Raw genomic sequence first — 24,080 nt, 5'->3', positions numbered from 1 at the left:
CTCCTAAATTATCTTCCATACATAATTTGGTTATTTATAACTTCAACTCCTAGCCTGTTTATTTTCGTATAAAATATCCAGAATATCTATGAATTTAAGTTTCTAAGCAACTTCAACTATATGTAGTGTTTCTGGCGATTTTCAAGTTTGAGCTTTTTGAGCTTCACTCTTAGCGAACACACGTAGAGGTTTTTACGATTAAATGACGCTTGGAGAATAATATTAGTTTCTGTTTAATTGAAGTTTATTTGTGGAAAAAAATGGCTGCAAGCCTAATTATTTATTCGGTTTAACTCTGAGAAAATATGCAGATAAATTATTAAATTTTATTAACTAGTATTAATTGCTTGCTTGTTAACTTGATTTTTGCTGAGCAGATGTTTCTGGGAGGAGAACAGCGGGTTTTTGCTTTACCCTTGCCTCTATCGGCTGAACTTTTTCGACTAATTTAATAAACTCTTGATAACTAGGTATTTTAGCAGCAGGAACGTAACCTGCATCAGCAGCAATATCAGCAGGTGCATCGTTCATTGCTTTTTGAATTTGCTGCTGTTGATTGCGATCTACTGTAGGCGAAAGTAGCATTACACCAGAGGGAATCCAGCGACTGGTGTGTAAAGTTCTAAACTTGGTTTCTCTAAAACTGCGGCGATAAACCTCAAAATCTTGTTCTGATATGGCGCCAGCATCAACCGTTCCATTACTAATCCACTCAAGTACTGTTTTGGGAGTGGGAGCAAAACGAATTTCAGCTAAGGTTAAACCGTAGAGATCGTACAAAGGAACATAATAACCAGCAGCAGAACCAATTTCTCCTAAAGCAACAGTTTTATTTGCCAAATCTGATATTTTTGTGATTGGTTTATCTTCTCTGACAATCAATAAAGAACGTTGTCTATTACTGACCCCTTCCATCGAAAATAGAGGAATGTAAAGTTCTTTGCCGATCGCGATCGCAGCTAAACCAGGAGGTGCGAATACTAATTCCCATTTTTTATTGCGAATTTGGTCAATAGCTTGCAGTTCGTTGTAAGCTGGTTCCAGATCTACCATTGCCCGAGTTTGTGATGCTATGTAATCTTTAAAACGCTCATACTTATCGAGCGATGTTTTTCCCTCGCCGTAGCTAATCACACCAATTGTCAGTTGGTCAGGTGTGCTGTTTGTTTTTGGTTGGGAATTACACCCTAACCCAAATATTCCTATTAATGCTACTAGTGGAAATAGTAAAAAACGTGGCGGACTAAAAATAGTAGTTTTCATAATTTTAATTACAAGATGATAATAAGGCGCGAATGTATTTTGATTATCTCTACTGCATCTGCTGGTAAAAGGCAAGCGCACTAAAAAGTTAACCTTTTTTACAATAAATGTTGCTATTTGAAAATATATGTTGACTAATGTAGTTTGGTTTTGCTCATGATGGAAGAAACAAAGGTGTTAGTGGTTAGTGGGTAAAGACGCGATGTTCCTCGCGTCTGTACATTAGTGGTTAGTGGTTAATGGCTAATAAAAATTACCCATTACCAATTACCCATTACCTACTAACTAATAACTACCCTCATAATTATCCTTATTCCGTTAAATTACGATGGAAATTTATATACCCATCCGGAAAATCACCTATAAATCCTGTAGGATACGGGTGTGGCTTTAACCAGAGAATAGGTCTAATAAATCTCATGACAGGGAGCTTTGAGCAAGCGACGCTTGTTAGTCCTCAACCTTTTTTGGAACTGAATAACAAAGGTCAGACCCTACGGCTTTATCTCCAAAAAGATGAGCATCGCTTGGGGCGTGGTCGCGAATGGGCAGATTTAGAAGTACCAATAGGCTGGGAAGTCTTCTCCAGAAAACAGGCTACCTTACGCAAAGAAGGAGGAGATTATCGAATTTACGATGGTGATGGCATTAATCCCAGTCGCAACGGTATATTTTTGAACAAAGTTCCTATTGATGCTAAGGGTTATTTGTTAAAAAATGGAGTTGAGCTAGAAATCGGACAATCTCCTCACAACCGAATTCAGCTGACTTACTATAACCCTGTTGATGCTCCTGCAGCGATTCCCACAAACCGCCGCCTGACCTTAAAAGGCTTGAAGGACTGGCCCGTACAACTAGGACGCGCGCCCAAGCCGGATCGCTATTCTTCCATGCAGTTAGATGCGCCTACGGTCTCCCGCCTGCACGCTACAATTTATCCTGATGGGCAAGGAGGACACATTCTCCAAGACTTGAGTACAAACGGTACTTTTGTCAATGGTCAACGAGTTTCAAAACGTATCCAGTTAGTAGATCAAAGCAGAATTAAAATCGGGCCATTTAGTCTGCTTTATCGCCCGGATTCCTTGGAATTATTAGATAGTGGTAGTCAAATCCGCCTTGATGTCAACCGCTTGCAGCGTAAGGTCAAAGACAAAGAGGGACGGGAAAAAATAATTCTCAACGATGTGTCTTTGGTGATTGAACCAGGACAATTAGTCGCGTTAGTAGGTGGTAGCGGTGCTGGTAAGTCCACCTTGATGAAATCTTTATTGGGAATTGAACCAGTATCTTCGGGTACAGTCTATCTCAATGGCGACAACTTGCGGCAAAACTGGCCGATGTATAGATCGCAACTAGGCTATGTCCCCCAGGATGACATTGTGCATCCCGACCTCCGGGTAGAAGAGGTACTGGCTTATGCTTGCAAACTGCGGCTACCACCTGATACAAATGTCAAGCAAGTAGTAGATACTACTTTAGAACAAATTAAACTCACTCACGTACGGACAAATTTTATACGTAACCTCAGTGGTGGACAACGCAAACGCGTCAGTATTGGAGTGGAACTGTTAGCTGACCCAAAACTCTTCTTCTTAGATGAACCGACTTCTGGTCTTGACCCTGGTTTAGATAAAGAAATGATGCGTCTGTTGCGAGAATTGGCAGATCAGGGGCGGACAGTAGTTTTAGTTACCCATGCTACAGCCAATATTGAAGTGTGCGATCGCATTGTCTTCATGGGTAGGGGTGGCAAACTTTGTTACTTTGGCCCTCCTAAAGAAGCACTGCGTTTTTTTGAAATGCCTTCAGAAGACTTAAAGTATTTTTCCGATATTTACATCAAACTTGATCAAGGCGGTAATGGCAAAGACGTTGCATCAACAGTTGATTATTGGTCGCAAAAATACGAAAGATCCCCAGAATGTCAGAAATACGTAAAATCACAGTTAAAGTCTGGTAAAGATAGCACATCAAAAGCAGATGATAGTATCCACACAGGGATATCTCCAATTAAGCAATTGCTGCTATTGAGTCAGCGATATCTGCAATTAGTGATGCGTGATCGCACAAGTATAATTTTTTCATTAGTATCAGGACCGATTGCGATCGCTTTAACTGCTTGGATATTACGAGACGAAACACCCTTAAAAAAACTCAACCCGCCAGAAATTACCCAAGGGCCTCTTGCACTCAAGGTACTGTTTATATTTAGTTGTATAGGAATTTGGGTAGGGCTTTCTAGTTCCGTACGAGAAATAGTCAAAGAAGCAGCGATTTATGCACGAGAACGACTAATTAACTTGGGTTTATTTCCTTACTTGGGTTCTAAAGTTGCCATTCGTTCTAGTTTAGTGCTGTTACAAACTCTCTTAATTCTTGCAGCCGTATTAATTGGCTTTAAATCCCCAGAATATAATCTCATGCCTTGGTTCTTGGGCTTGGGAATTACTACCTTTTTAACTCTGCTAGCGAGTGTCAGTCTGAGTTTAATGGTATCTGCCTTAGTGAAAACAGAAAACGAAGCAAATAGTATTTTGCCTTTGATTATGATTCCCCAAATCATTCTCTCAGGGGTACTATTTGAAATGACAGGCTTAGCAGCTAAACTGGGTTGGTTAACAATTAGTAGATGGTCAATCGGTGCTTATGGAATTTTAGTAAATGTGAATGCAATGGTTCCAGAAAATACGCCAGGTTTGCCATCTCTAGCTGATATTTTTGAAAAGTCTGATGTGTACAACGCAACTTGGAAGAATTTAGGTTTAAATTGGGGAATTTTAGGTGTGCATACGTTGGTTTATTTGATTGTGGCGCTGTTGTTGCAAAAGCGGAAAGATATTGTTTGAACTTGACGTTTTGTATTTTCTACTTACTAATAAATATTAACAACCAACTAACAACTAACTTAATCTATCTCATCAGGGTTAACACCTAATTGGCGTAATCGTTCTGCTAATTGTTCTGCTTTTCTTTTTGCTTGAGCAGCTTCTTGTTCAGCAATAATAGCTCGTTCAGTAGCAGCAGCAGCTTCCTCTGTGGGTGCGGGAATTAATTTTCCTTCTAAAGTGAACCATCTTAACCATAGCCTTTCAATATCTCGAAATGACCCCTGCCATAGTCCTAAACTTAAACTCAACTCTGGCATTTGTAAGCGTCCTTCCACCAAATTCATCGGTTCATAATGACCACCTACTAACTGAAATGCCTGAATTTCATTGGTGTAGCGACTAAAAACAATATAGTAGGGAATCCGCAAGATTCTTTCATAAACTTCCCATTTTGTGGGAGGTTTACCTATTTCATTTTTCCTTGTGCCTAAATCTTCTTCTTCTGTTCCTGGAGATAACAATTCAACGACAACAAAAGGATTTACTCCTTCTTGCCAAGTTACATAACTTAAACGTAAATCACGCTCATTATACAATTTTGGTACTCCAACTACACCAAACCAATCTGGACGTTTATACCACAGAGGATGTTGAACATCGTAGTAGAGATTGAGGTCAGCCGCACTGTAAACTAATTCTAGATTCCAGTTAATTGGTTGAAAAGTTAAATATAAAAGCAAAGGTTGTAAAAAGTGAAAATCGTCTGGCAAACCGGGTTCCTCTGAGTTGTCACTTGGTAAATCATACATTGTTGGTAGAGTTTGCCAAGGAGGAAGGGGAGGATCAGACTGAGGAATGAGATGAGGAGAGGAAGTCATTTGATTTTGGATTTTGGATTTTAGATTTTATAGCCCTACATTCTCTTTTGATGCTGTGATCACAAAACTAGCTGCCTTGCCAAATTTTGATAGTTTTGTCATGACTTCCACTAGCTATAATCTGTCCTTCGTAGTTGAAAGCTACGGAAGTAACCCAGTCGGAATGTCCTTTGAGAGTGAAGATTTCTATACCTGTATTCACTTGCCATAGTTTGATAGTATTGTCCCTACTAGCACTAGCAAGCAACTTTCCATCTGGACTAAAGGCAACTGAATTTACCCATTGGGAATGACCAGGAAAAGTCCAGATGTTTATACCTGTACTCACTTGCCAAAGTTTGATAGTGTTATCCCAACTACCACTAGCCAAAAACCGTCCATCTGGGCTAAAAGCGACACTAGTAACTACATCCATATGGCCTGTGAGAGTACAGATTTCTCTACCTGTACTTAACTGCCAAATCTTGATAGTTTTATCATTACTTCCACTAGCAAGCATTTTTCCATCCGGGCTGATGGTGACACTAGTAACTTCATCCAAATGACCTTTGAGAGAGTAGATTTCTGTACTTGTACTCAGTTGCCATAGTTTTATCTTTTTGTCTCGACATTCACTAGCAAGCAACTGTCCATCTGGGCTAAATATAACGCTAGTAATGAACATCAAAGGACTCGTAAGAGTACGAATTTCTTTAGCTATACTCAATTGCCATAGTTTGATCTTGTTGTCTCGACTGCTACTAGCTAATAACCGCCCATCTGGGCTAAAAGTAATAGAATTAACCCAGTCAGAATGACTTGTGAGAGTTTTAACACATTGCCAGTTTCTGGGAACTGCTTCAGTGTTTTTTTGTGATTGTCGCTTACTAGTAGGTTCTTGATGCGGTATTGTTCCAGTACCCTGCAACAAATTCAACCACTCCTGCACTGACTGGGGGCGAAATTTATAATTTAGCGCCATCCCTTTCATAATTGCCTCATTTACCCTGTTACTGATGTTGCCATTTAATTCTTTAGGTGGTTGTAGGGTAAAGTTTTGCAGCCTGGCAGGAGCAGGCATAGGTAATTGACCAGTTAGCAAAGTATACAACGTACCAGCTAAGGCATAAACATCAATATATTCCCCACGTTCAGCATCAGGGATATACTGCTCTGGTGGGGCATAACCATCAGTAAGCGCCTGTGTATGTACTTGGATAGCACCAGGAATAAATTGTCTGGCAATGCCAAAATCAATTAGCACAGTTTCTGATTTGCCATTACGGATCATGATGTTACTCGGCTTCAAATCCCGATGCAGCAAACCCTTTTCATGAACTAAGCTCAAAGCATCGCCAATTTGCCGAATATATAATAGCGCTTCAGCTTCTGGTAATTTTCCCACCCGCCTGAGACGTTGGGCTAAGTCTTCCCCTTCAATGTACTCCATTGCCATGCACGGCAAATTTTCATCATCAAAGACATTTTCCACTTGCACTATGTGAGGATGGCGACATAAAGCAAGCCGCAGTGCTTCATCGCGGAAGTCATGGCGTAATTTAGCTTGGTGTGGTATCCAAACAGGATCGTTTAATATTTGTTCTTTGAGAGTTTTTATTACTCTTAGTTCACCACGTCTGTTTTTGGCAAGGTAAGTAATGCCTATTCCACCTTCGCCTAACCTTCTGTTAATAACGTAGCGTCCCCCAAATAACGGCTGTCCTGGATTCCACACCATTGCTAAACACCGCAATATTACTGTTATTTATTTTGGCACACCATATATATTGGCTTTTAGCAAGGATATATTTTGCTATTATTTCTCAATTTTTTACCATTAAAAAAGCCCCTCTCCTTCCAGGAGAGGGATTTGGGGAGAGGTCACTCCTCATCCGGTTCTAAATCTTCATCCTCCAACGACGCCTGTGGTATTGCCGCGATAATTGCATCTATTACCTTAGACACCGGCAAAATTTCGATATTTAAGTTGGGAAATTTTTGCCCTTTGGGGACAATCGCCCGCTTAAATCCTAGCTTCGCTGCTTCTTTCAACCGTAGTTCCATTTGTGACACGGGACGCACTTGTCCACCTAACCCCACTTCACCAATTAATACAGTACCAGGATCAACAATACGATCGCGGAAACTAGCAACAACAGCGATCGCTACTCCCAAATCTACTGCTGGTTCTTCGACGTTTAACCCTCCTGCGGAAGCGACGTAGGAATCTAACTTGGACATGGGAACGCCTACCCGTTTTTCCAATACTGCGAGAATCTGCACCAAGCGGTTATAATCTACGCCTGTAGTAGAACGACGGGGAGAAGCGTAACTAGTTGGGCTTACCAAAGCTTGTAGTTCCACAACAATCGGACGTGTACCTTCACAAGCCACGACAATGGCAGTCCCAGGGCCTGGATCATCACGGTTGCCCAAAAATAGTTCACTGGGGTTAGAAACTTCCCGCAAACCGTGTTCGACCATTTCAAAGATGCCGATTTCGTGAGTAGCACCAAAACGGTTTTTGACTGTCCGTAATAACCGATGGGACGCAAAGCGATCGCCTTCAAAATATAACACCGTATCTACGAGGTGTTCTAAAACTTTCGGCCCGGCGATCGCACCTTCTTTAGTCACGTGTCCGACAATTAACATTGTGATATCTTCATGCTTTGCCACCTTCATTAAAGCTGCGGTACATTCTCGTACTTGGGCAACGGAACCGGGTGCAGAGGTGAGGGCAGGAAAGAAGACTGTTTGAATACTGTCAATTACCGTTAGATTCGGTTTGAGAGATTCTACTTCTTTAAGTATCTCTTCTAAATCTGTTTCTGGTAATACATATAAATCTGCATTTTGTCCTTCTACTTGTATTACTTCTGATGTTTCTTCTATGACTTCGGTACTGTTAGTGTTACCATTACCATTGTCGTTACCATTGCTAACTAAGTTGAGTGGTTTAGTTACACCCAGCCGGGAAGCTCTTAATTTCACTTGTTGTCCTGATTCTTCTCCAGAAACGTAGAGAATTCGGTATCTCTGGGCTAGTTCATTGGATACTTGTAGCAGCAACGTAGATTTACCGATACCTGGATCGCCACCGATTAATACCATCGAACCAGGAACAACACCGCCACCGAGGACTCGATCTAGTTCACTATAACCAGAAGGCCAGCGTGTGACTTGGCGATCGCTAATTTGGTCAAATCTCAAAGAAGACCTTGGCTTCGCTGGCTTGTTGGCAGACTTACTTGCGCCTTGCTGAGAATGCCAACTACCTACCCCCCGACTTGGCACATCCGTTGAGGATTGAATGGCAATTTCTTCTTCTAAGGAATTGTATGTGCCGCAAGATGGACACTTACCAAACCATTGCGGCGATTCTGCGCCACATTGGTTACAAACATAATAAGTTTTCGGCTTTGGCATTCTTTAATGTTATTAAATAATCTTAATTTTTTCTTAATTCTTCAAAAAACAAAAATCCAATAATAGAAGTAGTTTCAGCTTTTTCCAACGTAATTATTGGAATGATATCTTAATATTATGGTATGAAAAATTAATCATGAAAAATTTTAGTTAAGGAGCGTTGATTAGCTTGGAAAGTCATAAAGAAAAAATTCTAGTTGTGGATGACGAAGCCAGCATCCGCCGAATTTTAGAAACTCGGCTTTCAATGATTGGCTATGATGTTGTAACTGCTGGTGATGGCGAAGAAGCTTTGGATACTTTCCGCAAAACTGACCCTGATTTAGTGGTTTTGGATGTGATGATGCCCAAGCTAGATGGCTATGGTGTCTGTCAAGAGTTGCGTAAGGAATCAGATGTCCCAATTATTATGTTAACAGCCTTAGGGGACGTCGCTGACCGGATCACTGGTCTAGAATTAGGTGCTGATGATTACGTAGTTAAACCTTTTTCACCGAAAGAACTCGAAGCACGGATTCGTTCAGTACTGCGGCGGGTAGATAAAAACAGCGCTTCTGGCATTCCTAGTTCTGGGGTAATCCATGTTGGTAATATCAAAATTGATACCAACAAGCGGCAAGTATACAAAGGTGATGAGCGTATTCGCTTAACCGGTATGGAATTTAGCTTGCTAGAACTGTTGGTGAGTCGTTCAGGAGAGGCTTTTTCTCGTTCAGAAATTTTACAGGAAGTGTGGGGATATACACCAGAACGTCATGTGGATACCCGTGTAGTAGATGTACATATTTCTCGTTTACGGGCAAAATTGGAGGATGACCCCAGTAACCCTGAATTGATTCTGACAGCAAGAGGTACTGGTTATCTTTTTCAACGGATTATAGAACCGGGAGAGGAGTAAATTATGAATGATGAATGATGAATTATGAAGGCAGAAAGTATAAAAGATAGCATTTACCACATTCAATATTCATCATTCAGTATTGTAGAAGCATGGCTAAATCCGATCCGAATCGTATTTTGCGGCGTCTACCCATTGTTGTCGGGGGGTTAGGCGCTGTACTTCTGTTAATTAACCGTTTACTGACACCAGAAATCACAGAGTCTCAAGCCCGTGCAGATGTCCTGGGTGTGATTTTGAGTGCAGTGCTGATTTTGACGGGTTTACTTTGGCAGCAAGTACAACCGCGATCGCCTGATGCGGTAGAACTAATTGGAGAAGAAGGTTTTGTACTGGCACAAGACTTGCCACAGGCAGTTAAAACAGAACTAGCATGGGCATCACATTTATTGTTAACTAATACAGTGACGCGATCGCTTGTAGTTTTCTATCAAGGTAAAGTTTTATTGCGGCGAGGAATTTTAGGCACAAAATCAGAGGTGACGTTAGGGCCAATTTTAAAACGGGTGCAAGAAAAACAACAGCCTGTTTATTTGGTTAACTTAAAAGTCTATCCAGGAAGAATTGAATTTGATTATTTACCAGAGAATACTCAAGGAGTGATTTGTCAACCAATTGGTAAAGAAGGCGTTTTGATTTTAGGAGCAAATGCTCCTCGCAGTTATACTAAACAAGATGAAAACTGGATCGCTGGGATTGCTGATAAGTTGGCTGTCAGCCTGAGGGAGGAGGTGAGTCCCCCATGAGCGATTGCCGTAGACGCGCTTTACTCGGCTTCTGTAAAGTAAGGGTCCCCCGGCATAAAGAAAGAGACGTTGGGGATTAGGGGCAATAGGGAGATGGGGAGATGGGGAGTAGTAGCCACTAACCACTAACCACTAATGTACAGACGCGAGGAACATCGCGTCTGTACTAAACACTAACCATTACCAATTACCAATTATGCAAATCGTCTATTTATTACTAGTTGCCTTGATGATTGTAGGTATTATTGGCTCTGTGGTTCCTGCTTTGCCAGGTGCTAGCTTAATCTTAATAGCTATTATTATCTGGGGATTTGTCAAAGGTTCTTTTGCTGCTATCAGCACACCATTGATTGTTACAGCTATTGTTTTAGTTCTGAGTATTAGCGTAGATTTATTGGCTGGTTATTTGGGTGCAAAAAAAGCAGGCGCTAGTAAATGGGGACAAATCGGTGCAATTGTCGGTTTAGTAGCTGGGTTTTTAGGATTGTTACCGACTTTGCCTGTAGGAGGCCCACTTTTAGGGATGCTGTTTGGCCCTCTTGTAGGAGCAATAATTGGTGAGTTTATCTACCGAAGGAATTTAATCTTAGCAGTAAAAGCCGGTGTAGGAATTGTAGTTGGTACGGTGGTGGGAAATTTACTTCAAGGAGTATTAGCGATCGCAGCAGTTGTATTTTTCTTAATTAAGACTTGGCCGCAAGTGTTCGGTTAACGGATTCAGATTCTACTGGTTGTCAGCTACCACCAGGAATGATAGATCAAAAACGCGATCGCACTTCAGCAGAAGAGTTTTTTATATAAGTTACAAATTATTAACTAAAAATTATCAAAATTTACTTTTTGTTCCTACTAAGATTTTTGTTTCTTCTGAGCAAATAGACCAGACATACTCAAACCCGTAACTACCAACCCAATAATTCCTAATCCATTCAACATGGGATAGATTGCTTGAAGATGAAATATTTCGCCTGTATGGATACTTAAAATCAAACTAGATGAAAGCCCTGTATTAACAGGCCACTCTCTAATAACAGTTGTTAGCATTCCTGTCAGTGCAGTTAAAATCAATGGCAAAGCAATAATGAGCGCGAGAGTACGGTGATATTTACGAAATAAACGTTTCATAGTGGTTTTTGAGAAAAATTAACTAATAAAATTTACTATAATCGCAAAAATCAACCTTATTAAATATTAACCTAAAATTTATGTTGAAAAATTGAGGTCTGTTCACAAAAACACAACTGGGAAAGAAAGCAAAAATCTTAGTAAAAATTTTAGTTATTTAGGGCTTTGTTAGCTTTATAGTCTTAATACTTCAATCAGGTACTGCTTAGTGATCGTGCTTTCTAAAGAAAAGGTGATATTTTTACTTGTTATCTGATCATTAATACCAAGTACCGAATTAACGATACCTATAATACTTCTGCTAAGGAGTTTTTGATGCACCGTTTTAATCAAGTTTTGCTTATTACCACAATAAGTATGTCGTTCTTAGTCGGATGCAACAATGCTGAACAATCCACTACGCAGACATCACCTACAGCAACTTCCACACCTGCAAGTGCTATATCTAAAAAAACTGCTACTACTACCGTCAAAGACAACAACTTTAAAAGCTTGTTAGCCATTGTCTCCAATACCCAAACAGCTGTTAAGGCTGGGGATTTTACTAAAGCCAAACAAGAGTTTGACAAATTTGAGGATTCTTGGTCAAAGGTTGAGGACGGAGTGAAAAAGAAATCTTCTAAAACCTACAATGCAATTGAAGATGAGGCGGATAAAATTAAAGGAGATTTGAAAGCCTCTGCACCAAATAAAGATAAAGTGTTAGCAGCATTAGAATCTCTCAATACCAATATTAATAGTGTTGCCAAACCTTGAGAGCTAAATATATGGACTTGGAGTGGGGTATTTGAGAGATATTATGTTTACAATCTTGCCAGGAAATTCCAGTATTGTTTAAAAATAGGGATGCTCCTGATCACCCTCTTTAGACCCCACAGTCAAAAACTTAAAAGGCAGGCTAGAAGCCTGCCCTCAAATTTCATCTAAAACTTGTAACTTAAAACTTGTATCGCTCCATTTTCCGGTAAATTACCACGGCTAATACTAATTGTGTCGCTGTTGCTGCGACGTACAGTCATTCCATTCATCACCGTTAAAAAATTATCCAAAGGAGAAATATCGCAGGTAGCTTCATCTGCGGCTTGGGTACGATAATGAGTAGGAATGATTAGCTTAGGATTAATGGTTTGAATTGCCTGCTTTGCTTCTTGGGCATTATAAGCTTTAGCACCACCACCTACGGGAACTAATGCCACATCAGGACGACCAATAAGGATTTTTTGCTCAATGGTAATAGGTGCAGCTGCTCCCCCTAAGTGGAGAATATTAATTCCTGCTTGCTGCCATTGCCAAGCAGCATTTGTACCGAACTGCTTGCCACCTTTACGATCGTGGGGAATAGCAATTCCTTGAAACTTGATGCCTTTGAACTCGTAAACTCCGGGTTCGTAAATTAACTTCGGATTTCCTGGTAGGTCTTCGACTGCGCCTTCATCCAACAATTGACTACTAATTAGTACTAAGTCTGCTGCTACTTTTGGTGGACGGTACTTGGCGGTACAACCAATTGTGCGAAATGGGTTGACAAGAATTTTCGTACCGTCGCCTGTAAACAGAAAGCAAGTATGACCCAACCATTGAACTGATAATGAACCGCTAGATTGGGCGTTAGCTTGCAAGTGAGAACCCAAGCTAGTAACCAAAGTTGTTACCAACCCCGCCCCAGCATAGCCCATTAATTGCCGTCGTTTCATTAATTACTCTCTTGTTTCGTCTGTAATTTGCAAAGAAAGTTTCGCAGTAACTGCTTGCCTGAAGATGTCAGAACACTCTCTGGATGAAATTGGACGCCTTCTATGTGGGGATAGTTCCTGTGTCGTACCCCCATAATTGTGCCATCTTCCACCCAAGCCGTGATTTCTAACACATCTGGACAAGTGTCGCGATCGATTACCAAACTATGATACCGGGTAGCAATAATTGGGTTTTCTAATCCTTGGAAAACACCAACCCCTGTGTGAGACACTTGGGAAGTTTTGCCGTGCATCAACTCTGGTGCCGAAACAATCCTACCACCGAACACTTGACCAATACTTTGATGACCCAAACAAACCCCTAAAATTGGTAAGTCAGATCCAAGTTTCTCTATTAAATCTAGAGAAATACCCGCATCATCTGGGCGACCAGGACCGGGAGAAATTACCACACCATCAGGCTTTAAAGCTTTAACCTCATCTAGGGTAATCTTATCGTTACGAAAAACTTTGATCTGTGCCGCTACAGGGAATTCTACTGCCAGTTCTCCCAAATACTGCACTAAGTTATAGGTAAAGCTGTCGTAATTGTCAATAACGATAAGCACTGCAAATCAACTCCAGTTCTCAACCACTGCATACCATTGTGGTTGATTCTGACAGATTTTGTGTCGCTATGATGCAGTTAATTGTTGGTTGTTAAGACACCAAATGCAGGGGACTCTGTCTTCTTAAAAGTGCAATCTTTTCTCCAACCACCCTATACCCAAATCGGCAAGTAAAGCGATGATTGCTGCCGGAATTGCACCTGCTAAGATCAATTGATTATTGACTGTACTGATACCGCGAAAAATCAACTCACCCAAACCACCCGCACCAATAGCAGCAGCAACAGTGGCAACACCTATACTGATGACCATTGCTACTCGTACTCCAGCTAAAATTACCCCCATTGCCAAAGGAATCTCTACCTGTAACAACAACTGTCTATCTGTCATTCCCATACCGCGCCCTGCTTCTCGAATCGCTGCATCAACGCCAGTAATACCAGTGTAAGTATTGCGAATTATTGGTAGCAAAGAATATAAAGCCAAGGCAAAAATAGCAGGGTTAGCACCAATACCACCAATGAACGGTACAGGGATGAGTAAGCCAAATAATGCCAAGCTGGGAATAGTTTGGAAAATATTGGCAACACCCAAAATCGGTTGACGCAGAGATTTTTGGCGGGTGATTAATATCCCTAGTGGTATACCGATCGCGATCGCAATGGCAATGGCGATCGCCACTAATAATAAGTGTTCTAAAGTACGTTCCCAAATTTCTGGTGCATATTTAATTAAAAAAAAGTCATTGAAGTTCATAGGGCTGGTTTCAGACATTGCAAAAAGGCAAGGGCTTCTGGATGTTGGGAACGCATAAATTCTGCTGGTGTTTCCAACACTACCAATTTTCCCCCATGCATTAAACCAATTCTTGATGCCAAAACAAAAGCTTCTTGAATATCGTGAGTCACAAAAACAACCGTTTTGCCTAATTCCCTTTGTAAGCGTTTAAACTCTTGTTGCAATTCCAGTCGTGTAATTGGGTCGAGGGCGCCAAAAGGTTCATCCATCAACAACACTGGCGGATCGGCTGCTAATGCCCTTGCTACACCAATTCGTTGTCTTTGTCCTCCTGACAGTTCGTGGGGATATCTATTGGCAAATTTCTCTGGTTCTAATCCCACTAACTGCAACAGTTCATAAACACGGCTTTTGATTTGTGTGGGCTTCCAACCTTCCAAGGAGGGAACCAAACCCACATTACGCTCAACAGTAAAATGGGGAAATAAACCAGTTTCTTGAATTACATAACCAATCTTGCGCCGTAATTTAATTTCATCCCACTGGGTTGTGGGAATATCATAAAATAGCACTTCTCCGTGAGTGGGTGTAAACAGGCGATTGATTAATTTCATCGTCGTAGTTTTACCGCTACCACTACGTCCGAGTAATACCAGCGCTTCTCCTTGAGGAATACTGAAATTCAAATTTGATACCAAAGGGCGCTGGTTGCGGCTAAATGTCACATTACGAAGTTCAACAGCAATATCCTGGAACATGGATGGGTTTTACTGGAGGTTGGTGTTCTGTAATTATGTGATATTTTGCTTCTGTAGGTATGCGGCTGTGTAGCGGAGGAAAAAGTTTTTATTATGAGGTTTTTCATTAGAACTGCTATAAGCCAAGGATTAAAACCCTTGGCTATTTTTAAGAATGATACAAAAGTTAAGTTTTAGGATTACTGAATCGGTCTTTCCAAGTTTGGGCTATTACTTCAGCGTCTTTGCCAAAAAAAGCTTCTGTATCGCCATTACACCAAGTGATCACGCAGGCTGGTTGTTGTTTGCACATATTAATATATACTTTGTGGAGGCAAACCTTACGAACGTAAACTAAATTTATCCAGCCTTTACGTGTTTGACAAATTATCGGTTGTGTCATAGATTTAAATCTCTAGTAATAGAGCAGTTAAATCTCTAGTGATAGAGTTAGTAACTGCTCTGGTGATTTACTGGGAAGAAGAGGCGGTTCGTTTTCCAGGCGGTACCGCCTCTTCTATGTTTTGATAGTAATATTAATTTATTACTCTTGTCAATATATCATTAATAAATTATTATTAATAATAAGTGTATGATTTTAATAAAAATGCCTATACAAAATCGAGTCAAAAGCTTCTTAGAAGCCAGAGATTTATCTGCATACCAGTTCATTAAAGATACTGGTATAGCTCCTGCTACTGGTTATAAGTTGGCTAAAAAGTCTAGCTACTTGCCTTCTGTCCGTGTTCTAGAAGTTATTTGTGACACATACAAAGTTCAACCGAGCGAACTTTTAGAATGGGTAGAAGAACAAAAAGACCCTACGGATAGAGAACAGGAAATAGAGAATGAGGAAGAGGATGATGAGGATATGTAAATAGTTTTGTAATCGTACTTCACTTAGCTTGAAAAAATAAATATTTGCAACGAGTCGGTAATTCTTAATGTTTCAGTGCATCCGAGTCAAATTTGCGTGCTTTTACTTTAGAATTTCTCTCTTCTGTCGGTAAGCGATCGCGCAATTCTAGAAAATTTAAAGGCGCGATCGCTTGTATAATACACTTCACCCCTGCCCCTGTTGTATAATACACCTCACCCCTGCCCCTCTCCTTGGAAAGGAGAGGGGTGTCCGATAGGACAGGGTGAGGTTTTGTACAATTGCAAATTGCCATAACTTGGTGTCTTACCGTCTTGGTGGTAAATAAAATTTCTTTTTAAACCACGAGACACAAAGACACAAACTTTTCGGCGTTGCTGAATAAAGGTATGTTTTAGGCAGGTAAGGGAACAGAACGATATTTGAGGTAGTGCAATAACAATCGAACAGAGTATCTCAGCATTTCCTCGGTTTTGGAATAACATAAAGTTTTACGATGAAGACGAGCCAAATAATGTCTAAGCCTTGTGTTTTCATTTTCGACTCGTGTCATGTAGGTCTTACTCACAATTTGGTCACCATCAGGAACAAAACAAGGGTAAACAGGGTATCCATCTGTGACGTAAAAATAACTCTGCCAACACTGGACAATGTTCCATAACTGTTGGAAAGTAGTCGAACTACGATCACCTAAAACCCAAGCAAGAATACCTTGAGTAAAGTGATTTACCGCCGTCCACAACCAGATTTTATTTTTTTTGAACCAATAAATGTTTCTAATTCATCTAGTTCTCCCACCTGCGGAATTTCCTTTGAATTTGGTGTATCCGCCAATTGTGTACCCACTCGTTTAACCCAATGAATAATGGTAGTATGATGAACGTTTTTCACCCTTTCAATTCCACGAAATCCCATACCATTGACGTACATTTTTAGGCATTCTTGTTTGATTTCATCCGAGTAGCCCCTGGGTGGTTTATAGACATCAATGAATTGACGACCACAATCACAGCAAATGTGATTCTGTTTACCTCTTTTCTTTCCATTCTTACGGTTATGACAAGATCCACAGCGTGGACATTCCATGATTAATTGACCTCAATTCATACCGCTATTATGCAACGCCAACTTTTCTAACCAGCTAGCACTTCTGTTTTTTCTTGTTTTGGTACATAGGGCTTTTCTGCACCTTGGGCGAGATATTCTGCCAATTGGGATTCAATTTGATCACGAACAATTTGGCGATACTCGAGAAAATGTTCGTTGTGTGCGCAGGTAGCCAGGTAATGTTCGGCAACACCAGGGTTATGCTTAATAATGCTAAAGAGATGATGCCAGAATTTCCAGCGAGTTTCCCGTTTGATTCCTTGTCGCCAAATTACAATTAATAAGGCTTTGACAACTACCCACTCTGGCATTTTGAAGGGTGCTTTCCATTTCGGCGTACCCATCATTAGAAAACAACGATAGGTGCGGTCTAAATATCTCACTGGGTCATATAAAGCACAAAACGCTTCAACATATTCTCTGGCAATTTCTTCCAGAGGACGGGTAGGGATAAAGTTCATTAAAGTGGTTTGATTGATGTTACCGTCTTTGTTTTCCCGTAATCGTCCTTCTTTTTTGAGGCGATGCCATAAGGCGGTATCTGGTAGCGCTTGTAACATGGCAAAGGTGGTGGAAGGAATTGCTGCTTGTTCGGCAAAACGGACAATGCGATCGCCTGCACCTGCTTTTTCGCCATCAAAACCAATAATAAATCCAGCCATTGGTCGCAACCCGGCTTTGATGATGGTTTGCACAGATTCAACTAGGGAACTGCGGGTATTTTGAAATTTTTTCGTCAATTGCAGACTTTCTTCATCTGGTGTTTCGATTCCCAAGAACACCGCCGCAAAACCAGACTCTACCATTAATTCCATTAATTCTGGATCTTGGGCTAAATCAACGGATGCTTCGGTATCAAAGCGGAAGGGATAATTATGTTGCTGCATCCAAACTTTTAACTCTTTGAGCAACAACTTCACATTGCGTTTGTTGCCGATAAAGTTATCATCTACCATGAAAACACCCCGTCGCCAACCTAATTCATAGAGGTAATCTAATTCTGCTAATAGTTGAGCGGGAGTTTTGGTACGGGGTTTGCGACCATAAAGAACAATAATGTCACAAAATTCGCACTGGAAGGGACAACCGCGCGAAAATTGAATTGACATCATGTCGTAGGCATCAAAATCTAGCAAATCAAAGCGGGGTATGGGGGTTGAGGTGACATCTGGTTTTTCTGTAGCGCGCAAAGTACCAGATGTTTCTCCCCGTTGAATTGCTTGGACAAACATCGGTAGGGTAATTTCTCCTTCATCCAGAATGAGAAAATCTGCACCAGCTGCCTTTGGTTCGCTAGGTGTAGAAGTGGGATAGGGACCGCCGACTGCAACTAACTTACCACGTTTTTTTGCTTCCCGAATTTGCTCGAGCAAATCTTGTTTTTGCACAATCATTGCCGAGAAGATGACTAAATCTGCCCAAGCCCATTCTGCTTCTGTAACGGGACGAATGTTGCGATCTACTAATTTAAATTCCCATTCCTGGGGCAAAATCGCTGCTACAGTTACTAAGCCCAAGGGCGGTAGCAAAACTTTTCGATTTACTAATGCCAATATCTTTTCGTATGACCAAAAGGTTTTGGGAAATACCGGATAGACGAGTAAAACTCGCATAAAGTTTCAATTCTCCTCACATTTTGATTATTAAATTATGCTAACTAGATATAGAGTGTAATTTGCTGTATCTAAATTTGTTAAATTTTAACATTATTAATTTTTTTCTTAGCAAATATAAATTTTTATTTATATATCTATTTTTACTTATCATTGCACTTAACTTACTTTGCAACAGATGAGTCTGAAATTTAGATTTGCCTAATTTTGATCCAGTAAAACTTCATCATTTGGCAATCAAACTCAGTTTGCAATTCATCAACTTACTAAGTGTAAAAGTCATCCTGGAAAAACATACCTAGTATGCAAAGATAAAAAATCCAGTGTTTTCAACCTTAGATTTGCAAAAAAAATTTCATACCAATTTGAAAAAAGAATACAACACATGGATTATATAAGATCCCACCCCAACCCTCCCCTTGCTAGGGGAGGATGCTGTTAGGCGGGTGGGGTTATCTATCGTAAACATTATTTGAATTGGTATAACTACTGTTGGCTAAATCATATTGATGTATGTGTAATATTATGTCCGACTAATTGCTTATGATACAAAACTTGGGCATTGGAAAATCATTAGTATCTTAATTACCAATTATCGATCCTACCAATCAAGGCTGAGGAGGCGCAGGGGGTGCATCTGGGATTTCTGCATCTTGTGCTTGTCTTTGCAGATATTTACTCAATACGTAAGCCATATCACCACGAGTCATGGGTTTTAGTGGGTAAATATTTCCTTGAGTGTCTTTATTGACAAATGCTTCGGCTACTACTGTAGCGATCGCTTTTCTGGCCCAAGGAGGAATAGATGCTGCATCTGGATGGGGAGCAAGAATTTCATTGACAGTATCATCGGGAAACTGAAAAACACCATAGGCTTGAGCAAAAATTGCTAAAGCTTCTGCTCTTGTTACTCTTTGGTTGGGGAAAAACAAGTTACCCCGATAGCCTTTCATTATGTCTGTTTTTAAAACAGTTTGAATATCTTTATAGGTCGGATGAGAGGGTGGTACATCTGGAACGACAATATTTTCTTTGTTGGCTGCTTGTCGTTTATCTAGTCGAAATGCTTTCACCATGATAGAGGCTAAATCTGCTCTACTGATTATCCTTTCTGGATGAAAGTTGTTATCTGGATAGTTAGTCATCCAGTTCGCAGCTAACACCATTTGAATTGGATCGGATGATTGCTTGGCTTGTGGTTGAACTTGAGCAGAACCCACCACTGGAAAAGATTGTATTAATGTTACTAAGGTAAGAATACTTAAAAATCGACGCATAAATATAAATTTAAAAACTGTAGTACTGAAAAATAACACCAACTCTGTTGTACCTCGATCCGGAAACAAACCAGACTTTTTTGGTATTTTATGATCGCTTTTATTGTGTAGGTCTGGTCAAAAAAATGGGTGAACATGTATTGTTTAACACAATATTTCACCCGTATAGTTACACAGTTTAGGAAATTTCTATCAACACGAAACTGCTTGCAATCAACCTAGTTAAACTTGAGTAGCATCTTCCTGATTGATTTGCTGTTCCAAATTAGTGATAGCACCATTTAAACCAGCAAGCTTTGTTTCTAGGTCATCACGCATTGCTTTGAGAAATCTTAGCTTGCGCTCCAAACGATTTTTCCGAGAAACAGGCTCCATATCATAGCAAGAGTTATACCAGAAATTAAAGGGAAACATAACTACCTTTCCAAATCAAAGCCTACTTAAATTCTGGCGAAATTATTCTCAAATTAGGGGAAAGGTGATGGGAGGAAAACCGATCCAATCTTAGTTGTTTGTTGTTTGTTAGTGGTTGGTGGTTAGTAGAGACGCGATGTTCCTCGCGTCTGTACATTAGTAGTTAATAGTTAGTGGTTAGTGGTTAGTTGTTTACCACTTCTCACACCCCACCCTTACCTTAAGCCGCGCAAAGCGCGTCTACACACCCCTCATACTCCCCACACTCCCCATCACCCCATCTCACTAGCGAACTCCAGCAAACCCAGCTCGCTCAATTGCCTTTTGCCCTTGATCGGTAAGTAAAAGTTGAGCGTAAGCTTCACCAACTTGCTGTGCCTGTCCATTGTTTTGCTTAATAATTACAAACAAGTTGGTAGTGATTGGATAACTGCCGTTTTTGATGGCTTCAGTGTTGATTTGGTTACGCTGACGCGGGCATTGGTCTGGTGTGACTAATGAGTCACGATAAGGCGAAATTAATTCAGTGGAAGTCAGACCTAATGGTAAAGGCTTGACAGTACATTGAGGAACTACTGCACGAGCTGAGGCGTAATATAGACTGCCAGGAATTTTACTGACTTGGCGTAAAGCTTCTGTAGTTGAAGATATAAACTTGACATGAGAACCAAGTTGTATGTTCTGCAAGTTTTGATTACGAGAGAAGATCACAGAATCTGCCTTTTCTAAGCGCTCAGACAAAGGGGTAATGGGTAAATCTGGCCCACCTACTTGTTTCCAATTAGTAATCTGTCCCAAATAAATCTGCTGCAACTGATCAACCGTTAAACCTGGCACTTGCAAAGATGGATTGACTACCACTGCAATACCATCAGTGCCAATTTGTCGTTGTTCAAGGGTAAAGCCTCTTTGTTTAGCTAGAGAATGTTCTGATTCTGTGAGGGGACGTGAGGACTGAGCAAAATCTAGTTGCCCGTCTAGTAACATACGTATACCAGAACTAGAACTAGGATTGCCGTTGTTGGGGTCTTGGTAGTGCAACTGTAATTCTGGGCGATCGCTTTGGATTTGTGAATCTACTAGTTGGCGAATCGGGGCCCAAGCTGTACTACCACCATAGTTGACTGATGCAACTGGAACATTAGCAACACTTTGAAAGTTAGATACAACAGGTGAGGCTGGATTGGAATTTTGACTAGAGGTAGCAACAGTATTCTTACGAACCAATGTGTATGGTCTTAACAGCCACCAAGCTACCCCACCAAGAACCAAAATTGTCAATATTTTGCCAATAATCAAACCTCTAAGAAAGAGTGCAATTTCTCCATTAAAAGGTATTTTTCTTCGGTTTGTATTGTCCATATCGATTGTTTGATTTCTTTTGTAACTTACAGGTTAGCAGTCGTGTATTTAGTGATATTGTGTGCTATTTATGGCATAAAGCCAGAAGCAATGAAGTGGTAGATGCAGAAGACCAAAAATTTTTATTAATCTCGTTGTTGAAGATGTAAATTATCTTTAACTGGTTCAAAAAATTGTCTGATAAACTTGAATGAGTGTTGAGGTTGATGCAGGTTGAATATACTCGTTTGTAAAAATATATAAAGAATAAATATTAGCAATAAACTAGTACTAGCACCAAAGCCCATCCCCATTAATAAAATAATTTTTTTGTTGGAAACAGAATAATCATTATGAGTAGTTTTGTCTTTGATTACACGTAAGGAAGACAGTGATAAATCCCTAGCAGCCATGAGTGCTTCTAGCGCTTCTAATGCTGACTGGTAACGCTGGCTAGGGCGCACGCAAACCATTTTATCTATGACATTTGCTAGGCTATCGCTTACCCTTGAGCGATCGCGCCAGATAATTTTTCCTGTATTGCGATCTTTTGATATTTCATCAGGTTTTAAACCTGTTAAAGCTTGAATACCAATGATACCCACTGCATAAACATCGCTACAAAGTTCTGGCTTACCCTTGCTCTGTTCACTGGGCATATAGCCAAAAGTACCCACAGCAACCCTGGCACTAGTGTGTCCATGTTGATTGACTCCCAAGGTGCCAATTTCTTTAATACTGCCAAAATCAATTAGCACAACTTTGCCGTCATTATGTCGTCGCATTAAATTTTGGGGCTTAATATCCCGATGAATAATGTTATTTTGGTGAACAAAAACTACTACTTCTAAAATTTCCTTTAATAGGTTAAAAACAACATCTTCATTTAGACATATGCTTGGAGAAATTTCTTTAGTTAAGTCATGACCATCAACAAATTCTTGGACTAAATAGAAATCGCCATTTTCATCAAAGTGGGCAAATAAGCGGGGAACTTGGTCGTGAGCGTCACCTAGTTGATATAAAACTTCTGCTTCTTTTGCAAATAAACTTTTAGCGATCGGCACATAAATCGGATTTAGATCTTTGGGCTTGAAATGTTTAACTACACAATAAGGCTGCCCTGGTAAATCTAAATCAACAGCCAAGTATGTATCGCCAGAACCTCCGCTTCCCAAAAGTTTAATAATTTTATAGCGATTCCGAAGCGTTATCCCAATTAAGGAGAGGAGATACTGAGTCATACGATGCATCTTGATGCTAAATTAAAAACCAGTGAATTTTATTAGTATTATTTTTAATAAGTGATATTTTATTTATACTCTTTTATTTATACATACAAATGTAATAAGTAGATACAGGAATGTTAAAGATGATGTTACTTGATGTGTATTTTCTTCAAATCAATTTCGGCAAATTTCCCCTTAGTTTGTAAGATGACAATTTATACAAGTTATACTTTTATACGTCCTAATTTTATTTAGTTTATTGAATAATATTAATATAGTAAGAATAAATTTTGAACTCTGAACTTAAGTAAATTTAACACCAATCTCATTGTCAAAAAACAGCTCAGTTTGCTTTGCTGCTAAGCAGGAATCAAAAATAACTCAGGTCTTGCACCTAGTCCTAAGTACGACTTGAATTGAAGTCTGGGCTGCAAGTTAAAGTCCATCAGCCTCCAGTAAATGAAATTACGGCTGTGCAAGTTTGTTTACCTGGAGATCAAAATTTATCTAGTGAAGTTATCAAGCTAATTGAGTTAGGATTAGTGCAATTTTCCTGGAGCGATCGCTATCAACTAGAATTGGAATTTGATCATGGCAAGCAAGATAAGGTACATCGTTTTGAACCGACACTGCCGATTGTAGTCAAATGGTGAATCTCAAATTCTTCTATAAGATTATCTCTTTGCCTTGTTCAGTAAAGCGAACATCTTTAATTCCCCATTGTGGGTTACTTGTGAGAGTTTTACGGAGACTACCAAATAAAGCAAATTGTTCACAACTTGATAGGGAAGTGATTTGCCGTTGGGAATTGGGATCTAGGCGGAAGTCTACTGTTGCAACACCATTTTTGATATTAACTCGATATCCAGAAAAGCTAAAGTCACCGTTATCCCGTTGTTCCAAGATTTTCCCCACCGCAGCTGTCACGGGTTCCTGTGCTGGTACTATAATTGTTTGCGGAACTAACTCTTGACATTGTGTATCACTTGTGTATAGTGTGACATTCACAGTTTTATCTGTGGTAGGTGATTCACTCCTGGGTTGAACGTTGAGCCTGGCTGTGCTTTGAGTTGGTGATTGGGTAGCCGATGCAGGAGTTTCATTATTTGGTGTTGGCGATGTTGTAATGTTAAATTTACCTTCATAAGTAGGGTTAGAACTACAACTGCTGAGACTGGCAGCTATGGCCAAAAATATGCCAGAGAAAATATATTTTTTCCTAGTGTTGATAATTTTGTTCATCTTCAGTTTAGCCTCTAGTTTCTTTTACTAAATTCGCTTTTGCTGTCAGTGAAT

25 protein-coding genes are annotated in these 24,080 nt (G+C 40.1%); 7 read left to right on the top strand and 18 right to left on the bottom strand.

The window, feature by feature from the left end:
* Positions 1–354: 354 nt before the first annotated feature.
* A complete protein-coding gene (locus RS893_RS16875) occupies positions 355–1,263 on the bottom strand; it encodes a phosphate/phosphite/phosphonate ABC transporter substrate-binding protein (RefSeq protein ID WP_315785581.1) in 909 nt (302 codons plus the stop codon).
* 419 nt (positions 1,264–1,682) lie between these two features.
* On the opposite strand from RS893_RS16875, the gene RS893_RS16870 reads away from it, so the two are divergent.
* A complete protein-coding gene (locus RS893_RS16870) occupies positions 1,683–4,112 on the top strand; it encodes an ATP-binding cassette domain-containing protein (RefSeq protein ID WP_315785578.1) in 2,430 nt (809 codons plus the stop codon).
* Between the two features lie 59 nt (positions 4,113–4,171).
* Here RS893_RS16870 and RS893_RS16865 read toward each other — a convergent pair whose 3' ends face one another.
* From RS893_RS16865 to radA, 3 genes are all read right to left on the bottom strand, one after another.
* Positions 4,172–4,972, bottom strand: coding sequence for a Uma2 family endonuclease (locus RS893_RS16865; RefSeq protein ID WP_315785575.1), 801 nt, complete (start codon positions 4,970–4,972; stop codon positions 4,172–4,174).
* 67 nt (positions 4,973–5,039) lie between these two features.
* A complete protein-coding gene (locus RS893_RS16860; protein WP_315785572.1) occupies positions 5,040–6,689 on the bottom strand; it encodes a serine/threonine-protein kinase in 1,650 nt (549 codons plus the stop codon).
* Positions 6,690–6,832: 143 nt separating this feature from the next.
* Complete coding sequence (gene radA / locus RS893_RS16855; protein ID WP_315785569.1) at positions 6,833–8,380, bottom strand: DNA repair protein RadA; 1,548 nt, start codon at positions 8,378–8,380, stop codon at positions 6,833–6,835.
* A gap of 169 nt (positions 8,381–8,549) precedes the next feature.
* Between radA and rpaB the strand changes: the two genes are divergently transcribed.
* From rpaB to RS893_RS16840, 3 genes are all read left to right on the top strand, one after another.
* A complete protein-coding gene (rpaB, locus tag RS893_RS16850) occupies positions 8,550–9,278 on the top strand; it encodes a response regulator transcription factor RpaB (protein ID WP_026087249.1) in 729 nt (242 codons plus the stop codon).
* A 92-nt stretch (positions 9,279–9,370) separates the two neighbouring features.
* On the top strand, positions 9,371–10,024 hold the full coding sequence (locus tag RS893_RS16845) for a cofactor assembly of complex C subunit B (RefSeq protein ID WP_315785556.1): 654 nt from the start codon (positions 9,371–9,373) through the stop codon (positions 10,022–10,024).
* 196 nt (positions 10,025–10,220) lie between these two features.
* Entirely contained in the window at positions 10,221–10,736 is a 516-nt protein-coding gene (locus RS893_RS16840) for a DUF456 domain-containing protein (RefSeq protein WP_315785553.1), read from the top strand.
* 137 nt (positions 10,737–10,873) lie between these two features.
* Here RS893_RS16840 and RS893_RS16835 read toward each other — a convergent pair whose 3' ends face one another.
* A complete protein-coding gene (locus RS893_RS16835; RefSeq protein ID WP_315785550.1) occupies positions 10,874–11,149 on the bottom strand; it encodes a peptidase in 276 nt (91 codons plus the stop codon).
* Between the two features lie 315 nt (positions 11,150–11,464).
* On the opposite strand from RS893_RS16835, the gene RS893_RS16830 reads away from it, so the two are divergent.
* On the top strand, positions 11,465–11,905 hold the full coding sequence (locus RS893_RS16830; RefSeq protein ID WP_315785547.1) for a DUF4363 domain-containing protein: 441 nt from the start codon (positions 11,465–11,467) through the stop codon (positions 11,903–11,905).
* A 167-nt stretch (positions 11,906–12,072) separates the two neighbouring features.
* On the opposite strand, the gene RS893_RS16825 is transcribed toward RS893_RS16830, so the two are convergent.
* The 5 genes from RS893_RS16825 to RS893_RS16805 all read right to left on the bottom strand — a co-directional run bounded on the left by RS893_RS16825 (position 12,073) and on the right by RS893_RS16805 (position 15,329).
* Entirely contained in the window at positions 12,073–12,843 is a 771-nt protein-coding gene (locus RS893_RS16825) for an MBL fold metallo-hydrolase (RefSeq protein WP_315785544.1), read from the bottom strand.
* On the bottom strand, positions 12,843–13,451 hold the full coding sequence (locus RS893_RS16820) for an aminodeoxychorismate/anthranilate synthase component II (protein ID WP_315785541.1): 609 nt from the start codon (positions 13,449–13,451) through the stop codon (positions 12,843–12,845). The genes RS893_RS16825 and RS893_RS16820 overlap by 1 nt, the downstream gene beginning before the upstream one ends.
* Positions 13,452–13,574: 123 nt before the next feature.
* The gene (locus RS893_RS16815) at positions 13,575–14,207 is read right to left on the bottom strand and encodes an ABC transporter permease (protein WP_315785539.1); all 633 of its coding nucleotides are present in this window, start codon (positions 14,205–14,207) and stop codon (positions 13,575–13,577) included.
* Positions 14,204–14,947, bottom strand: coding sequence for an ATP-binding cassette domain-containing protein (locus tag RS893_RS16810; RefSeq protein ID WP_315785536.1), 744 nt, complete (start codon positions 14,945–14,947; stop codon positions 14,204–14,206). The genes RS893_RS16815 and RS893_RS16810 overlap by 4 nt, the downstream gene beginning before the upstream one ends.
* Before the next feature lie 166 nt (positions 14,948–15,113).
* A complete protein-coding gene (locus tag RS893_RS16805) occupies positions 15,114–15,329 on the bottom strand; it encodes a hypothetical protein (protein WP_315785533.1) in 216 nt (71 codons plus the stop codon).
* A 204-nt stretch (positions 15,330–15,533) separates the two neighbouring features.
* Here RS893_RS16805 and RS893_RS16800 point away from each other — a divergent pair, with 204 nt between their 5' ends.
* A complete protein-coding gene (locus RS893_RS16800) occupies positions 15,534–15,803 on the top strand; it encodes a helix-turn-helix transcriptional regulator (protein ID WP_315785531.1) in 270 nt (89 codons plus the stop codon).
* Positions 15,804–15,867: 64 nt separating this feature from the next.
* Here RS893_RS16800 and RS893_RS16795 read toward each other — a convergent pair whose 3' ends face one another.
* From RS893_RS16795 to RS893_RS16765, 7 genes are all read right to left on the bottom strand, one after another.
* Complete coding sequence (locus tag RS893_RS16795) at positions 15,868–15,993, bottom strand: hypothetical protein (RefSeq protein WP_315785528.1); 126 nt, start codon at positions 15,991–15,993, stop codon at positions 15,868–15,870.
* Between the two features lie 204 nt (positions 15,994–16,197).
* A protein-coding gene (locus RS893_RS16790; RefSeq protein WP_315784082.1) for an IS1 family transposase occupies positions 16,198–16,889 on the bottom strand; the annotation gives its coding sequence in 2 pieces (ribosomal slippage) (positions 16,198–16,565 and positions 16,565–16,889; 693 coding nt in all).
* A gap of 47 nt (positions 16,890–16,936) precedes the next feature.
* Entirely contained in the window at positions 16,937–18,523 is a 1,587-nt protein-coding gene (locus tag RS893_RS16785; protein WP_315785526.1) for a B12-binding domain-containing radical SAM protein, read from the bottom strand.
* 608 nt (positions 18,524–19,131) lie between these two features.
* A complete protein-coding gene (locus tag RS893_RS16780; RefSeq protein ID WP_315785523.1) occupies positions 19,132–19,800 on the bottom strand; it encodes an S-layer homology domain-containing protein in 669 nt (222 codons plus the stop codon).
* Between the two features lie 222 nt (positions 19,801–20,022).
* The gene (locus RS893_RS16775; RefSeq protein WP_102170973.1) at positions 20,023–20,214 is read right to left on the bottom strand and encodes a hypothetical protein; all 192 of its coding nucleotides are present in this window, start codon (positions 20,212–20,214) and stop codon (positions 20,023–20,025) included.
* 285 nt (positions 20,215–20,499) lie between these two features.
* Entirely contained in the window at positions 20,500–21,576 is a 1,077-nt protein-coding gene (locus RS893_RS16770; RefSeq protein ID WP_315785516.1) for a PstS family phosphate ABC transporter substrate-binding protein, read from the bottom strand.
* Between the two features lie 125 nt (positions 21,577–21,701).
* The gene (locus tag RS893_RS16765; protein WP_315785513.1) at positions 21,702–22,799 is read right to left on the bottom strand and encodes a serine/threonine-protein kinase; all 1,098 of its coding nucleotides are present in this window, start codon (positions 22,797–22,799) and stop codon (positions 21,702–21,704) included.
* Between the two features lie 401 nt (positions 22,800–23,200).
* Here RS893_RS16765 and RS893_RS16760 point away from each other — a divergent pair, with 401 nt between their 5' ends.
* Complete coding sequence (locus RS893_RS16760; RefSeq protein ID WP_315785511.1) at positions 23,201–23,437, top strand: hypothetical protein; 237 nt, start codon at positions 23,201–23,203, stop codon at positions 23,435–23,437.
* A gap of 13 nt (positions 23,438–23,450) precedes the next feature.
* Here RS893_RS16760 and RS893_RS16755 read toward each other — a convergent pair whose 3' ends face one another.
* On the bottom strand, positions 23,451–24,026 hold the full coding sequence (locus RS893_RS16755; protein ID WP_315785509.1) for a GerMN domain-containing protein: 576 nt from the start codon (positions 24,024–24,026) through the stop codon (positions 23,451–23,453).
* Positions 24,027–24,080 lie beyond the last annotated feature (54 nt).

It is taken from the genome of Fischerella sp. JS2 (assembly GCF_032393985.1).
Lineage (GTDB): Bacteria > Cyanobacteriota > Cyanobacteriia > Cyanobacteriales > Nostocaceae > Fischerella.
This window is presented reverse-complemented; position numbering and strand designations above follow the sequence as displayed.

Bases quoted from the DNA above. Each gene is read 5' to 3' on its own strand.
- RS893_RS16845 (WP_315785556.1), top strand. From the start codon at position 9,371: ATGGCTAAATCCGATCCGAATCGTATTTTGCGGCGTCTACCCATTGTT.
- RS893_RS16800 (WP_315785531.1), top strand. From the start codon at position 15,534: ATGCCTATACAAAATCGAGTCAAAAGCTTCTTAGAAGCCAGAGATTTA.
- RS893_RS16840 (WP_315785553.1), top strand. From the start codon at position 10,221: ATGCAAATCGTCTATTTATTACTAGTTGCCTTGATGATTGTAGGTATT.
- RS893_RS16830 (WP_315785547.1), top strand. From the start codon at position 11,465: ATGCACCGTTTTAATCAAGTTTTGCTTATTACCACAATAAGTATGTCG.
- RS893_RS16860 (WP_315785572.1), bottom strand. From the start codon at position 6,689: ATGGTGTGGAATCCAGGACAGCCGTTATTTGGGGGACGCTACGTTATT.
- RS893_RS16785 (WP_315785526.1), bottom strand. From the start codon at position 18,523: ATGCGAGTTTTACTCGTCTATCCGGTATTTCCCAAAACCTTTTGGTCA.
- RS893_RS16775 (WP_102170973.1), bottom strand. From the start codon at position 20,214: ATGTTTCCCTTTAATTTCTGGTATAACTCTTGCTATGATATGGAGCCT.
- RS893_RS16810 (WP_315785536.1), bottom strand. From the start codon at position 14,947: ATGTTCCAGGATATTGCTGTTGAACTTCGTAATGTGACATTTAGCCGC.
- RS893_RS16835 (WP_315785550.1), bottom strand. From the start codon at position 11,149: ATGAAACGTTTATTTCGTAAATATCACCGTACTCTCGCGCTCATTATT.
- RS893_RS16755 (WP_315785509.1), bottom strand. From the start codon at position 24,026: ATGAACAAAATTATCAACACTAGGAAAAAATATATTTTCTCTGGCATA.
- RS893_RS16770 (WP_315785516.1), bottom strand. From the start codon at position 21,576: ATGGACAATACAAACCGAAGAAAAATACCTTTTAATGGAGAAATTGCA.
- RS893_RS16825 (WP_315785544.1), bottom strand. From the start codon at position 12,843: ATGAAACGACGGCAATTAATGGGCTATGCTGGGGCGGGGTTGGTAACA.
- RS893_RS16780 (WP_315785523.1), bottom strand. From the start codon at position 19,800: ATGCGTCGATTTTTAAGTATTCTTACCTTAGTAACATTAATACAATCT.
- RS893_RS16765 (WP_315785513.1), bottom strand. From the start codon at position 22,799: ATGACTCAGTATCTCCTCTCCTTAATTGGGATAACGCTTCGGAATCGC.
- RS893_RS16870 (WP_315785578.1), top strand. From the start codon at position 1,683: ATGACAGGGAGCTTTGAGCAAGCGACGCTTGTTAGTCCTCAACCTTTT.
- RS893_RS16875 (WP_315785581.1), bottom strand. From the start codon at position 1,263: ATGAAAACTACTATTTTTAGTCCGCCACGTTTTTTACTATTTCCACTA.
- RS893_RS16815 (WP_315785539.1), bottom strand. From the start codon at position 14,207: ATGAACTTCAATGACTTTTTTTTAATTAAATATGCACCAGAAATTTGG.
- RS893_RS16805 (WP_315785533.1), bottom strand. From the start codon at position 15,329: ATGACACAACCGATAATTTGTCAAACACGTAAAGGCTGGATAAATTTA.
- radA (WP_315785569.1), bottom strand. From the start codon at position 8,380: ATGCCAAAGCCGAAAACTTATTATGTTTGTAACCAATGTGGCGCAGAA.
- RS893_RS16865 (WP_315785575.1), bottom strand. From the start codon at position 4,972: ATGACTTCCTCTCCTCATCTCATTCCTCAGTCTGATCCTCCCCTTCCT.